Source organism: Spinactinospora alkalitolerans, from assembly GCF_013408795.1.
Classification (GTDB): Bacteria; Actinomycetota; Actinomycetes; order Streptosporangiales; family Streptosporangiaceae; genus Spinactinospora; species Spinactinospora alkalitolerans.
On record NZ_JACCCC010000001.1, the window covers coordinates 3,625,330 to 3,638,624 of the forward strand.

The 13,295-nt window shown below is 72.3% G+C and carries 10 protein-coding genes; 3 read left to right on the forward strand and 7 right to left on the reverse strand.

Annotated features, from left to right (window positions below; genetic code table 11):
* Window positions 1-172 precede the first annotated feature (172 nt).
* The 3 genes from HDA32_RS16100 to HDA32_RS16110 all read left to right on the forward strand — a co-directional run bounded on the left by HDA32_RS16100 (window position 173) and on the right by HDA32_RS16110 (window position 4,553).
* Entirely contained in the window at window positions 173-1,354 is a 1,182-nt protein-coding gene (locus tag HDA32_RS16100; protein ID WP_218882492.1) for an esterase-like activity of phytase family protein, read from the forward strand.
* A 202-nt stretch (window positions 1,355-1,556) separates the two neighbouring features.
* Complete coding sequence (locus HDA32_RS16105) at window positions 1,557-2,654, forward strand: Zn-dependent alcohol dehydrogenase (RefSeq protein ID WP_179643969.1); 1,098 nt, start codon at window positions 1,557-1,559, stop codon at window positions 2,652-2,654.
* Window positions 2,655-2,822: 168 nt separating this feature from the next.
* Window positions 2,823-4,553: a class I adenylate-forming enzyme family protein gene (locus tag HDA32_RS16110; protein ID WP_179643970.1), complete on the forward strand. Its 1,731-nt coding sequence runs from the start codon at window positions 2,823-2,825 to the stop codon at window positions 4,551-4,553.
* A 29-nt stretch (window positions 4,554-4,582) separates the two neighbouring features.
* Here the strand turns inward: HDA32_RS16110 and HDA32_RS16115 are convergent, their stop codons facing one another.
* The 7 genes from HDA32_RS16115 to HDA32_RS16140 all read right to left on the reverse strand — a co-directional run bounded on the left by HDA32_RS16115 (window position 4,583) and on the right by HDA32_RS16140 (window position 13,144).
* On the reverse strand, window positions 4,583-6,613 hold the full coding sequence (locus HDA32_RS16115) for an SDR family NAD(P)-dependent oxidoreductase (protein ID WP_312863203.1): 2,031 nt from the start codon (window positions 6,611-6,613) through the stop codon (window positions 4,583-4,585).
* Window positions 6,547-8,688 carry a type I polyketide synthase gene (locus tag HDA32_RS30255; RefSeq protein WP_218882494.1) on the reverse strand — a complete coding sequence of 714 codons (2,142 nt, stop codon included), beginning with the start codon at window positions 8,686-8,688 and terminating at the stop codon, window positions 6,547-6,549. The genes HDA32_RS16115 and HDA32_RS30255 overlap by 67 nt, the downstream gene beginning before the upstream one ends.
* Before the next feature lie 508 nt (window positions 8,689-9,196).
* On the reverse strand, window positions 9,197-10,453 hold the full coding sequence (locus HDA32_RS16120) for a styrene monooxygenase/indole monooxygenase family protein (RefSeq protein ID WP_179643972.1): 1,257 nt from the start codon (window positions 10,451-10,453) through the stop codon (window positions 9,197-9,199).
* A gap of 69 nt (window positions 10,454-10,522) precedes the next feature.
* A complete protein-coding gene (locus HDA32_RS16125) occupies window positions 10,523-11,119 on the reverse strand; it encodes a GTP-binding protein (protein WP_179643973.1) in 597 nt (198 codons plus the stop codon).
* Window positions 11,094-11,372, reverse strand: coding sequence for a DUF742 domain-containing protein (locus tag HDA32_RS16130; RefSeq protein WP_246334372.1), 279 nt, complete (start codon window positions 11,370-11,372; stop codon window positions 11,094-11,096). Before HDA32_RS16130 ends, HDA32_RS16125 begins: the two co-directional genes overlap by 26 nt.
* Window positions 11,373-11,504: 132 nt before the next feature.
* Window positions 11,505-11,930 carry a roadblock/LC7 domain-containing protein gene (locus tag HDA32_RS16135; protein ID WP_179643975.1) on the reverse strand — a complete coding sequence of 142 codons (426 nt, stop codon included), beginning with the start codon at window positions 11,928-11,930 and terminating at the stop codon, window positions 11,505-11,507.
* Window positions 11,931-12,169: 239 nt separating this feature from the next.
* Complete coding sequence (locus tag HDA32_RS16140) at window positions 12,170-13,144, reverse strand: sensor histidine kinase (RefSeq protein ID WP_179643976.1); 975 nt, start codon at window positions 13,142-13,144, stop codon at window positions 12,170-12,172.
* Between the last annotated feature and the right edge of the window lie 151 nt (window positions 13,145-13,295).

A 13,295-nucleotide genomic window follows, 5' to 3' on the forward strand; every position in this document is an offset into this window, starting at 1 on the left:
TGTCAACACGCGGTAGACAGGAACGGCCGCATCGGCCGTGTTTCGGGGCCGGGGAGCCGAACGGGGCCGCTCCACGGCGGCGGCCGTTTCGGTCGTCCGAATACGGCACCGCGTCGCCCCGGTCACCCGTGTCGGCTCCGCGCAACGACGTCGGGTGTGCCAAGATCCCCACATGTCGATGACAACCCTGAGTAATCGAAGCATCGCACTGGGCTCTGCGATGCTGGTCTCCGCGGCCCTGATCGCCGGAGGCGCCGCGACCGGCACCGCCCACGCCGAAGCGCCCGGAGTCCGGCTGATCGGGGTGCACGACCTGCCCCGCGACCTCACCGTCGACGGGACCACCGTCGGCGGCCTCTCCGGCATCGACCGGCATCCGCGCACCGGCGAGTACCTGATGATCAGTGACGACCGCTCGACCATCGGACCGGCCCGCTACTACACCGCCGACATCGAGATCTCCGCCGACGGCGTCGACGCCGTCGACCTGACCTCGGTCACCGAGCTCACCAGGGCCGACGGCAGCGCCTACCCGCCCTACAAGGAGTCCGTCGACAACCCCTGCACCGCGCCCCAGGCGGTCTGCGACCGCAACGGGGCCGTCGACCCCGAAGAGCTGCGCGTCGACCCCGTCAGCGGGCGGGTGTGGTGGAGCACCGAAGGCACCTTCAAGGGCGAGACGCTGCTCAACCCGGCCCTGCGCGTGTCCGGCGACGGCCGCACCGTCCGCACGTTCCCGCTGCCCGAGAGTTTCCGGTTCGATCCGGAGGGCCGCAGCGGTCCCCGGGGCAACCTCACCCTGGAGGCGTTCACCTTCATCGACGGCGGCGCGCGCGTCACCACCGCGCTCGAAGGCCCGCTGATTCAGGACGGGCCCGAGCCCACTCCGCAGCACGGCGCGCTCACCAGGATCACCGAGCACGCCCGGTCCGGTGCCGTGACCGCGCAGTACGCCTACCCGCTCGACCCCGTGTTCGCCGAGCCCACGGCGCAGGACTACATGGACAACGGGGTCCCCGCGATCCTGTCCACCGGCGAGGACGGGCACTACCTGGTGCTGGAGCGCGGCTACTCCGACGGCAACGGCTACAGCATCCGGCTGTTCGCCGTCGACACCGCAGGGGCCGACGACATCCGCGACGTGGCGGCGCTGGCCGGGTCCCCCGAGGTCGAGCCGGTGCGCAAGACCCTGATCGCCGACCTCGGGGACCTGGGCGTCGACCCGGTCTTCAACGTCGAAGGCATGACCTGGGGCCCGGAGCGGCCCAACGGCGACCGCACCCTGGTCATGGTCGTCGACGACAACTTCTCCGACGAGGAGAGGACCCAGGTCATCGCGCTCGCCATCGCATAGTCCGCCGCAGGGCGCGGCCTCCGGCATCCGCCGGAGGCCGCGAAGCGGCCGCGCCGTCCCCGCCGGCGACTCCCGTACCACGGTGGTCACTGCGCCGGCTCCGGCCGAACAGAACCGAACACCGTTAGGGGACGCTGGTCTACCGACCGGTCGGTCTTATAGGGTCGCGTCAACTCCGATCCACCGTGCGCTGGGAGAGACGATGACCACGACCGTCCAGGCTGTCGTTCTGCCGAAGGCGGGAACACCGCCCCACATCGGCGAACTGCTCTTGCCCGCCCCCGGGCCCGGCGAGGTCAGGGTCAGGCTCGCGGCAGCGGGGGTGTGCCACTCCGACCTCTCCCTGGCCAACGGCACGCTCCCCCAGCCGGCCCCGGCCGTGCTCGGGCACGAGGGGGCGGGCACCGTGGTCGAGGTGGGCCCGGAGGTGAGCGGCGTGGCCCCGGGGCAGCGGGTCATCCTGAACTGGGCCCCGGCCTGCCGCGCGTGCTGGTTCTGCCGCCATGACGAGCCCTACCTGTGCGAGCACGCCCTCGACGGCGGCCGGCGCTCCTACGCCACGCTGTCCGACGGCACCCCGGTCCACCCGGGGCTGGGCGTCGGCACGTTCGCCGAGGAGACGGTGGTCCCCGAGAACGCCGTGGTGCCGCTGCCCGACGGCATCCCGCTGCACACGGCCGCGCTGCTGGGGTGCGCGGTGCTCACCGGCGTGGGCGCCGTGGCCAACTCCGCGCGCGTGCGCCCCGGCGAGTCCGTCGCCGTCGTCGGCCTGGGCGGCGTCGGCCTGGCCGTCCTGCAGGGGGCGCGGCTGGCCGGAGCCGGCCCGATCATCGCCGTGGACGTCTCCGAGGCCAAGAAGGACCTGGCCCTGGAGCTGGGGGCGACCCACTTCGTGCCGGTCACCGACGACCTGGGCACGGAGGTCCGGGCGCTCACCGAGGGCCGGGGCGCCGACCACGCCTTCGAGGTCGTCGGTTCCAGCGCGGCCATCCGCTCGGCCTGGAGCGTGACCCGGCGCGGCGGGACGACCACCGTCGTGGGCGCCGGGGCAAAGGACGACCTGCTGCACCTCAGCGCGCTGGAGATCTTCCACTTCGCGCGCACCCTGCGCGGATGCGTGTACGGCTCCTGCGACCCCGAACGCGACGTCCCCGTTCTGGCCGGCCACGTCCGGGACGGAGCGATCGACCTGGGCACGATGGTGACCGATGAGATCACCCTGGGCGAGGTGCCCGACGCGTTCCAGCGGATGCTGGAGGGCAGGGGCGCCCGCTCGCTCATCCGGTTCGACCGTTCCTAGGGCCCGGGGCGGCTCGGCCGCGTCCCGGCGCCCCGACCCCCTCGGCGCGAGCCGGGAGCACCCGGTCTCCTTCGGCCTCCCCTCCCGCCGTCTTCCGCCTTGAAGGAGCACTCCAGCGACGCCCGACCCGCCCGGCGCCGTCCGGGCCCCGACCGATTCGGAGCAGCCATGACAGACCCCACCCCGCGCCCCCTGCGTTCGATGGCCGCGGTCACCGCCCAGCTCCTCACCGCCGGCAGTCCCTTCGAAATGGAGCGCGTCCCGGTCGCGGGCACGCCGACCCGCGTCTGGAAGCAGGCGCCACCGCACATGCGGGCCGTGCTGGAGGGCAGCCTCCAGCACGGCGACCGCCCGGCGCTCGTCTACGGCGACGAGCGGATCTCGCACGCCGAGTACTTCCGGCGGGCCGCGACGCTGGCCCGGCGGCTGGCCGACGACTACGGCGTGGTCAAGGGCGACCGAGTGGCGATCGCCATGCGCAACTACCCCGAGTGGGTGGTCTCGTTCTTCGCCGCGGCGAGCATCGGCGCGATCGTGGTCCCGTTGAACGCCTGGTGGGTCGCGAGCGAGCTGGAATTCGGGCTGAGCGACAGCGGGGCCAAGGTGCTCATCGCCGACGGCGAGCGGCTGGAGGCCCTGGCCGACGTGCTGCCCGGCCTCGACGTCGCGACGATCGCGGCGCGCTGCGACACCGAACCGCCGGCCGGGGTACGGACGTGGTGCGAGGTGCTGGGCGAGGTCTCCGAGGACGCGGCACTGCCCGATGTCGAACTGCACCCCGACGACCCCGCGACGATCTTCTACACCTCCGGCACCACCGGCCTGCCCAAGGGCGCGCTGGGGTCGCACCGCAACCTGGTCTCCAACATCGTCTCGGCCTCCTACGTCCGGGCCCGCACCTTCATGCGCGTCGGCTTCGAGTTCGACGACGTCCTGGCCCTGGCCGACCAGCTACCGCCCTCGGTGATCCTGTGCGTGGTGCCGCTGTTCCACGCCACCGGAGCCCAGACCGTCATGCTGCCCACGTTCGCCGGGGGCGGCACCCTGGTGCTGATGTACAGGTGGAACGCCGAGAAGGCGCTGGAGCTGGTCGAGCGCGAGCAGGTCACCGGCATCACGGGCGTGCCCTCGATGCTGTCGGAGATGCTGGCCTCCCCCAGGCTGGCCGAGCACGACGTCTCCAGCCTCACCACGCTGGGCAGCGGCGGCGCTCCGGCCGCACCGGCGCTGGTGGCGCGGGCCCAGGAGCGGCTGCACGAGTCGCTGCTGCTGGGGTCGGGCTACGGGCTCACCGAGTGCTCGGCGCTGGCGACCACCAACGGGGGCCCCGACTACCTGCTGCGACCCGACAGCGTCGGCGTCCCGGTGGCCGTGGTCGACATCAAGATCGTCGACCCCGTGGGAACCGAGCTGCCGCCCGGCGAGGTGGGCGAGGTGTGGATCCGCGGCCCGGGCATCGTGCACGGGTACTGGAACCGGCCCGACGCCTCGGCCGAGGCCATCACCGACGGCTGGCTGCACACCGGCGACCTGGGGCGTCTCGACGAGGAGGGGTTCGTCTACATCGTCGACCGCGCCAAGGACATGATCATCCGCGGCGGGGAGAACGTCTACTGCGCCGAGGTCGAGGCGGCGATCCACGAGCACCCGGCGGTCGCCGACGTGGCCGTGGTCGGCGTGGCGCACGAGGTGCTGGGCGAGGAGGTCGGCGCGGTGGTGCGGCTGCTGCCGGACGGCTCGCTGGAGGAGGCGGAGCTGCGCGCGTTCCTGGCCGGGCGGCTGGCCGCGTTCAAGATCCCCGCGCACATCCGCATGAGCGACTCCGACCTCCCCCGCAACGCGGCCGGCAAGCTGCTGAAGAAGCAGTTGCGGGAGACGTTCCGGGTCCCCGCTCCCTGACCTCCTGCGGAGTCCCCGCGCATCGGTCGTCAGCGGACGGTTCCCGAGAGCCACGCGTGCAGGGTCCGGGCGGTCGCATCGGCGTGCTCCTCCATCATGGTGAAGTGGTCCCCGGGGACGTCCAGCCGGACGTGCGGCCGCTCCCACGCGGGCCGGCCGCCGCCGGCCTCCGGCTCGCCGATGACGGATCGCGCGGGGCGGACCAGCACGGTCGGGGTGGTGATCGGTCGCGGAGCCCAGTCGGCGAACAGGCGGAGGTAGCCGCCCATCGCGGTCACCGCCGCGGCGTCGACGATCCCGAACTCCCGCTCCCTGTCGGTGATCCCGGCCTGGAGGAGCGGAAGGACCGCGGCGTCCCCCGGGAGCGGGGTGTCCAGCAGCACCAGCGCGCTCGGGGCGGCGCCCAGGTCTTCGAGACGGGCGGTCACGGCATGGGCGATCCAGCCGCCGGAGGAGCGCCCGACCAGGGCGAACCGGCCGCCGGCGCGGCTCCGCAGGACGACTTCGGCCTGCATGTCCACGACGGCGTCCACGGTGGCGGGCAGCGGCTCCCCCTCGGCGAACCCCGGTTCCGGCAGGACCGAGACGTCGCGCAGGCCGCGCAGGCCCGTGGCGAACCTGGTGAACTCCTGGACGCCGGAGATCATCGTCAGCGAGGGGAAGCAGATGAGTTCCGGCGCGTCGGACCCGTGTGAGAGCCGGACCGGGTCGGCCGGCTCGCCGTACTCCTCGGCCGTGCCGAACCCGGGGCGCAGCCGGGCCGCCGTCTCCGCCAGCCGGATGCCCTCCTCGGTCCTGCCCATGCGGCAGGCCCGGCGGAACAGCGAGACGATCCCGTCCTCCGACGGGCGCGCCGGCTCCGGCCGCTCGTCCGGGCCGTCGGCGTGCGGGGTCGGCAGCAGTGTCCCGATGTGGCGGGCGAGCGCCGCGGGGGTCGAGTGGGTGAAGACCAGGGCGGCGGGGAGCCGGAGTCCGGTGGCGGCGTTGAGGCGGTTGCGGAGTTCGACGGCGGTGAGCGAGTCGAACCCGAGCTCCAGGAATCCACGGTCGGCCTCGACGGCGTCGGGCGTGGAATGGCCCAGCACGTCGGCCGCCTGCGCGCGCACCAGGTCGAGCAGGGCGGGTCCGCGCCGGGCGCCGGGCGGCTCGGTGCGGCTCCGGAGCGGCCCGTCTCCCGCCGAGCCGGCGTCGGGGCCGGCCGCGGCCCTGCGGGGCGGCCGGACGAGTTCCCTGAACAGCGGCGGGACGGCGTCGGCCGTGCGGGCGCGCAGTGCGGGAAGGTCCAGGGGCAGCGGCAGCACGTGGGGCTCCTCGCCGTCCACCGCGGCGTCGAAGAGCTCCAGCCCCTCGTCGGCGGTGAGCGCGGCGGCCATCCCCATGCGGCGCATGCGGGTCAGGTCGGTTCGGTCGAGGTGGCCGGTCATGCCACTGCGCCGCTCCCACAACCCCCACGCCAGCGAGACCCCGGGCAGCCCACGCGCCCGCCGATAGTGGGCCAACCCGTCCAGGAACGCGTTGGCCGCGGCGTAGTTGCCCTGCCCCGGATTGCCCAGCGTGCCCGCTGCCGAGGAGAACAGCACGAACGCCGCCAGGTCCATCTGCTCGGTGAGCTCATGCAGATACCAGGCCGCATCAACCTTGGGACGCAACACGGCATCGACCCGCTCAGGAGTCAGCGACGTGACCACACCATCGTCCAACACACCCGCGGCATGCACCACCGCAGTCAGCGGGCGGTCGTCGGGGATCGCCTTCAGCACCGCGGCCAGCGCGTCGCGGTCAGCCACATCACAGGCCCGCACCTCGACCTCGGCTCCGGCCCCCTCCAACTCCGCCACCAGCCCCGCCGCACCACCGACCCCACCCCGGCCCACCAACAGCAGACGGCGCACCCCGTGCACCGCGACCAGATGCCGAGCCACCAACCCACCCAACACCCCCGTACCACCCGTGACCAGCACCGTCCCACAAGGATCCACACGCCGCGGCACCCTCAGCACCACCTTGCCCACATGCCGAGCCCGCTGAAGATGACGGAAAGCCTCAGAAGCGCGCCGCACGTCCCAGGTGGTGACCGGCAGCGGCCGCGCGGCCCCCCCCGCTCGAACAGCGCGGTCACCTTCGCCCCGTCCTCCAGCGACAGCGCCCCCGCCACACACGCCGCGGCGACCTCCCCCTGCGAATACCCCACCACAGCGGCAGGCTCCACCCCCCACGACCGCCACACCCCGGCCAACGACACCATCACCGCCCACAACACCGGCTGCACCACATCCACCCGATCCAACGACGGCGCACCGCGCTCCCCCCGCAGCACATCCACCAAAGACCAGTCCACATACGGCGCCAACACATCCGCACACGCCGCCATCCACTCCGCGAACACCGGCGACGACCCCAGCAACTCCACCCCCATCCCCACCCACTGCGACCCCTGCCCCGGAAACACGAACACGACCTTGCCGGGATCCGCGCCGCCGACTCCGACCTCCCCCAGGACCGCACCGGGCGCCGGGACACCGGACGCGATCGCGTCCAGGCCGTCGGCGAAACCGGCCCGATCCTCAGCCAGCACAACCGCGCGGTGCTCGAAGTGAGAACGGGTGGTGGCCAGCGAAAAACCCACGTCCACCGGCCGCAGGCCGGGATCGGCCGCCACGAGGGCGCGCAACCGCCCGGCCTGCTCACGCAGCGCGGCCTCGCTCCTACCGGAGACGACCCACGGCAGCGTGAGCGGTGCCGGGGCGCCGGAGTCGGCCGCGCCGCGGTCGTCCTCCGGCGAGGGCCGGTCGCCGCGGCCGGGGGGCGGCGGCTCCGACAGCACCAGGTGGCAGTTGGTCCCGCCCATGCCGAAGGCGGACACCCCGGCCAGTGGCGGCCGCCCGCGCTCCGGCCACGCCGCGAGAGCGCACTGGACCCGCAGGTTCAGCCCGTCCAGCGGGATCTCGGGGTTGGGCGTCTCGTGGTTCAGGCTCGGGGGGAGCTCCCGGTGCGCGATGCTCAGCACCGCCTTGAGCAGTCCCGTGATCCCCGCCGCGCCCTCCAGGTGGCCCACGTTGGTCTTGGCCGAGCCCACGAGCAGCGGGGAGCCGGCCGACCGCCCGTCGCCCAGCACCGCTCCCAGCGCCGCGGCCTCCACCGGGTCGCCCGCCCGGGTCCCGGTGCCGTGCAGCTCGACGTAGTCCACGTCGCGCGGATCGACTCCGGCGCGCCGGCAGGCCAGTCGCAGCACCTCCTCCTGACCGGGCCGTCCGGGCAGGGTCAGGCCGTCGGTGGCGCCGTCGTTGTTCACCGCGCCGCCCAGGATGACCGAGTGGATCCGGTCGCCGTCGGCCAGCGCCCGCGACAGCGGCTTGAGCACCACCGCCCCTCCGCCCTCGCCGCGCACGTAGCCGTTGGCGCGCGCGTCGAAGGTGTAGCAGCGCCCGTCCGGCGACAGCGCCCCGAAGCTCTCCGCGGTCGCCGTCGCCTCGGCCGCGATGTTGAGGTTCACGCCGCCGGCGACGGCCAGCTCCGACTCCTCCCGGAGCAGGCTCTCGCACGCCATGTGCACGCTCACCAGTGACGAGGACTGGCCGGTGTCGACGGTCAGGCTCGGCCCCCGCAGGCCCAGGACGTAGGAGACCCGGTTGGCGATCATGCCGCGGTGCAGACCGGTCATGCTGTGCGGGGTGACGGCCTCCTGGCCGTGTCCGCGCAGCATGGCCGCGTAGTCGTCGGCGATCGCGCCGATGAACACCCCCGTCCGGCTGCCGTGCAGCCGTCCGGCGTCGATGCGTGCGTCCTCCAGGGACTCCCAGCTCAGTTCCAGCACCAGCCGCTGCTGCGGGTCCATCGCCACCGCCTCCCGCGGAGAGACGCCGAAGAACTCCGCGTCGAAGCGGTCGACGTGGTCGAGGAACCCGCCCCTCCTCGCGGGCCGACCGGTCCGGCCGCCCTCGGGGCTCCACCGGCCATCGGCCTCCCAGCGCCCCGCGGGCACCTCCGTGACGGCTTCGGTTCCGCTGCGCAGCAGCCGCCAGAACGCGTCGGGGTCCGCCGCCCCCGGAAGGCGGCACGCCATGCCGATGACCGCGATCGCCTCGCCCGATGCGGGCGCGGCGCCGGGGCCGGTGGGGCCGGACTCGCTCAGCATCGTGTTCTCCCCCTCCTCGCGCCTCCGACGGGACCGGAAAACGCGCCTCTTCACAAACGGCCTGAATTCGCTCTCGCGGTGCCCGGCCGTCCGAGTGGACCGGAATCGGCCCCGGTACGGTCCGATTTCGCGCCCTTCCACCACTCACTCCAGAGGCCTCCGAGTACGCTCCGCTCCGGAGGAAGGCACCGGCGAACGGCCGTTCTCGCGGCACGGCGGGACCGGGGAAAGAGGCAGGGAACACCCTCTGATCACAATTCGGGGACGAGGATCATCACGGACGGCAAATGCCGCAGAACATCACAGACACCACTTAGCGGAACCAAGGCCACGAAGAGCGTAATCTCCCGCTTCAGCACCTGACAATGATCAATTTCTTTTCGGACACGCCTTCCGTGTTTACAGGTCGGAAGAAAACCGGCAATCACCCCGGAAAACATCCGTGGCCTGGGTGTTCTCCGGAGAACACCCAGGCCACGGATCGATTATCGGACTTCTGTGCCGGCCTTCACGAACCGTGCGAGGCTCTGACCTTGGCCAGGTACTCCCGCGCCAGGGCGGGGTCGAAGAGCCAGTTCGCGTAGTCCGGCGGGTAGTCCCACCCCTGGATCCAGCGGTCGCCGACCTCCGCGTACTCCAAGGCGCCGGCGAGCACCTCCTGGAAGTGGTCGGGGAGCCCGGTGTCCCACATCGTGGAGAGCGCCTCCGCCCAGAGCTGCACCGGGTGCCCGTACTCCCAGAACCTCTCGAACATGCCCTCCAGGAACTCCCGGTCGAAGGGCCGGTCGCCGCGCTCGAGGATGCCGCCCAGGTAGCTCATCGCGCATCGGGTGGAGTTGTTCCAGCCCTGCCCGCTGAAGGGGTCCATCGTGATGACGACATCGGCGATGCCCAGGACGAGTCCGCCCGAGGGCAGCACCCCCACCGGATTGCGCACCTGCGGGATGAGCCGCTCCCTCAGCGTGCTGCGGCCGTCGACCAGCAGCGCGTCCTTGCAGCGCTCGTAGTAGTCCGGCGCGTAGGCCCGGAGCAGCTCCTTCATCCGGTGCAGCTGGTCCTCCGGTTTGAGCTTCTCCGGCCAGGCGTCCATCGGACCGCCCCGCTTCTCGACCATGACCAGGGAGTGGCAGGGCCCCTGCGGGGTGAGGACCGGGGGGAAGATGATGTTGCCGCCGTCGGCCGCGGAGGCCGCCCAGCCGATGTCCTCGTCCTCCACGGGGTCGGCGGCGACGTCGTAGACGTTGGCCTGTGCGATCACCCGCCCGCGCGCGCCGCTGAAGCGGCTCGTGTCGGAGTCGAACAGGGCCCCCAGCTCCCCGTGTCCCACCGCGACGACGATGAGGTCGAACATCCGGGAGAAGTAGTCGAGGTCGGTGACCGTGACGCCGTGGATGACGACCTTGCCGCCGCGGTCCTCGAAGTACTCCAGCCAGTCGGCGATCTTGACCCGGCGGTCGACCGACTGGGTGTAGCGCCCTTCGCCGCCGGTCCTGCCCTGCAGGACCAGGGGAGGCTCCCCCGAAGGATAGAGGTGAATCTTGAACTTCTCGATCTGCGGTGCCGCGGCGCTCCAGAAGTCGAGGTGCTGCTCGCGCTCGTACTCCAGCACGGTCGGGAACGTGAGCTGGGCGATCGAGGGCCGTCCGGTGCGGATTTCGGTGGAGGTCTGCCCGGTGATCAAGGTGACGTCGTATCCGTGGCTCAGCAGGCTGTGGGCCAGATGGAGGCCCGACTGCCCTGCACCGACGATGAGGATCTTGCGCATCCTGTTTTACTCTCCGAGGACGGTCGAAGGAAATGGTCACGGTCCCGGCCGCCGGGGCCGGATCGCCCGTCAACCGACGGGCTGGGCGTCCCTGTCGCTGTCCAGGGCGTAGCGCAGCAGCGTCTTGAGCACCGCGCCCGTGGAGGGGCGCCGCCGGGCGTCGAAGTCGACGACGGGGACTCCCCGGCCGATCTCCAGCGCCTCGCGGACCTCGTCCGCGGTGTAGTGGAGCTGGTCGTCGAACCTGTTCAGCGCCACGACGTAGGGGACGCGGCGGTTCGTCTCGAAGTAGTCGACCGCGTCGAAGCTGTCGATGAGCCTGCGGCAGTCCACCACCACGACGGCGCCGACGGCGCCGCGGACCAGGTCGTCCCACATGAACCAGAACCGCGACTGCCCCGGCGTGCCGAAGAGGTACATGATGAGCCGCTCGTCGACGGTTATGCGGCCGAAGTCCATGGCGACCGTGGTGGTCGTCTTGTCCGGGGTCCCGGTCGTGTCGTCGTGGTCGACGCTCGCCTCGGTCATGACCGCCTCGGTGGTCACCGGGGGGATCTCGGAGACGGAACCGACCAGGGTCGTCTTCCCCGCGCCGAAACCGCCCGCGATGACGATCTTGGTCGAGGTCTTCGACCTGGTGTCACTGGAAAAGTCGTTCGAGACCACGGAGCGCCCTCTCGAGAACCCGGTTGTCCGCCGGGCTGTTGCCGGTGATGGTCGGATGGATGTAGACGAGGCCCTGGTCCGCGAGGTCGCTCAGCAGCACCTGGACGACGCCCACGGGGATTCGCAGCTTCGCCGATATCTCGGCGACGGAACCGGACTCCCGGCACAGCAGGCAGATGTCCTGCGATTCGGGCATCAGGTTCTGCGGCGGGCCGCCGCTCGGATCCATGGTGGAGACGAGCGTCTGCAGCATGAGCGGATGCCGCGATCTGGTCCGCCCCCCCGTGAAGGTGTAGGGGCGGATCCGTATGCTCCTTCGCCTGCGGTAGCTCATTGGTATGGCAACCTCTTCGTCGGTCGGGTCAAGGGCCGTTGGGCCACCGGGTCAGTTCCCGAGCACTTCGCGGAGCTGGGAGCGGAGTTGCGGCGTGAGCGCGTGGGCCGCGTTCTCCACGAGCCGCGTCATCTGGTAGGCGACGACCTTCATGTCCGCGTCGACGGAGGTGAGCACCGCGAGGCACGAGCCGTCGCTGATCGACATCACGAACAGGTGGCCGTGTCTCATGCGGACGATGAGCTGCTCGCACTCCGCCTTGGCGAACAGCTTGGCGCCGCCCACGGCGAGGCTGTGCAGTCCGCTGGCGATCGCCGCGAGCTGTTCGGCGTGCTCCGCGGGGAAGCCGTCGGAGGAGGCCAGGAGTAGTCCGTCGGAGGAGACCACGATCGCGTGTTCGACCCCGTGCACGTCGCCAACGAAGTTGGAGATGAGCCAGGTGAAGTTCTTCGCGTCCTCACTCAACTGGTTGTTCATGGGGGTTTCCGGCTTCTTGTGCTGGACGTCTGAAGGGGGGAGGGTGCTGATCGGGCTCTGACTGCCGCGTTCGCGGGGTGGGGGCGGGATCTCCGGGGCCCGGGCCTGCCGTGCCGCCGGCGCCGCGCGCACCGCGGCGGCCGGCCCCCTGCGCGAACGCGATCGTCGGACATCAGCGAGCTGGTCCGGTGCCGGGGGCCGCGGCGGGAGCGCGCGGGGCCGCGCCGCGGACATCCGGGTCATTCGTTCTCCGTCGTCGCGGCCCGCTCGCCCTGGAGGAAGCCGTCGAGGTCCGCGCGGATCCGGGCGGCCCTGTCGACCGGCTCGTCGGCGGGGCGGGGCGCGTACTCGCCGCGCTCCGGGGGCGGCGTCAGCGGTGCCGGGGCGGAGCGGTGGGCGCTGCGGCGCGGCAGTCCGGCCGCGGTGACGGCCGACTGCGGCGTGCCGCCGTCGCGGGGTTCGGGCCGACTCGGCGGAACGGGCGCGGGGGCGGGCGCGGACCGCGTTATCGGGGGCATGGGACGGGTGAGCGCCGAGTCGGCCTCGGGCAGCGGGCCGGAGTCGCGCAGCAGTGCGGCCGGGACGACGGCGTAGGCGCTCATGCCGCGGAACGCGCGGGCCTCCAGCCGGACCAGGAGCCCGTGCCGTTGGGCGATGCGGCTGGCGACGTAGAGCCCCATGTGCCGGATGACCCGCTCGTCCAGTACGGAGTCGCCGCTCAGCCGCGCGTTGAGGTCGGCGATCTGCTCCCGGGGGATGCCGATCCCCTCGTCCTCGACGATGAACAGCAGTCCGCCGTCGGCCGTGGGCTGCCCGCTGATGACGACCTGGGCGTGGTCCGGGGAGTGCGCGGTGGCGTTGTCGAGCAGCTCGGCGAGCAGGTGGCTGACGTCGTCGGCCGCGGCCCCGGTGAGGGACCCCTCCGGCAGGCGCCCGATATGCACCCGGTTGTAGTCCCTGATCTCCGAGGTCGCGGCGCGCGCCACGTCGAGGAGGGGGACGGGGTCGGTGTTGGGGTCGCCGCCCTCCTGGCCGGCGAGCACCAGGAGGTTCTCGCCGTTGCGGCGCATGCGGGTGGCGAGGTTGTCGATCTTGAACAGTCTGGACAGCAGCTCGGGGTCCTCGGCGGTGTCCTCCAACTGCTCGACGACGGCCAGCAGCGAGTCGACCAGCGTGAGGTCGCGCATCGCCAGGCTGGCCAGCGCATCGGTCATCAGCCGCGGCTGCGCGGCGGGGGCCGCTTCGGCCGACGCGGCGGTCCGCGGCGCCGGCGCCGGTACCGGCGCCATGGGCACGGGCGCGGGTGCCATGGGTGCGGGTGCCACGGGCACCGCCGACGGCGGGGGCCCGGGCCGCGCCGCCGGC

What these genes read in the sequence shown, in the direction of transcription:
- HDA32_RS16120 (WP_179643972.1), bottom strand. Translation starts at nt 10,453, where the DNA reads ATGCGCAAGATCCTCATCGTCGGTGCAGGGCAGTCGGGCCTCCATCTG.
- HDA32_RS16100 (WP_218882492.1), top strand. Translation starts at nt 173, where the DNA reads ATGTCGATGACAACCCTGAGTAATCGAAGCATCGCACTGGGCTCTGCG.
- HDA32_RS16105 (WP_179643969.1), top strand. Translation starts at nt 1,557, where the DNA reads ATGACCACGACCGTCCAGGCTGTCGTTCTGCCGAAGGCGGGAACACCG.
- HDA32_RS16140 (WP_179643976.1), bottom strand. Translation starts at nt 13,144, where the DNA reads ATGACCGATGCGCTGGCCAGCCTGGCGATGCGCGACCTCACGCTGGTC.
- HDA32_RS16130 (WP_246334372.1), bottom strand. Translation starts at nt 11,372, where the DNA reads ATGCTGCAGACGCTCGTCTCCACCATGGATCCGAGCGGCGGCCCGCCG.
- HDA32_RS30255 (WP_218882494.1), bottom strand. Translation starts at nt 8,688, where the DNA reads ATGCTGAGCGAGTCCGGCCCCACCGGCCCCGGCGCCGCGCCCGCATCG.
- HDA32_RS16135 (WP_179643975.1), bottom strand. Translation starts at nt 11,930, where the DNA reads ATGAACAACCAGTTGAGTGAGGACGCGAAGAACTTCACCTGGCTCATC.
- HDA32_RS16110 (WP_179643970.1), top strand. Translation starts at nt 2,823, where the DNA reads ATGACAGACCCCACCCCGCGCCCCCTGCGTTCGATGGCCGCGGTCACC.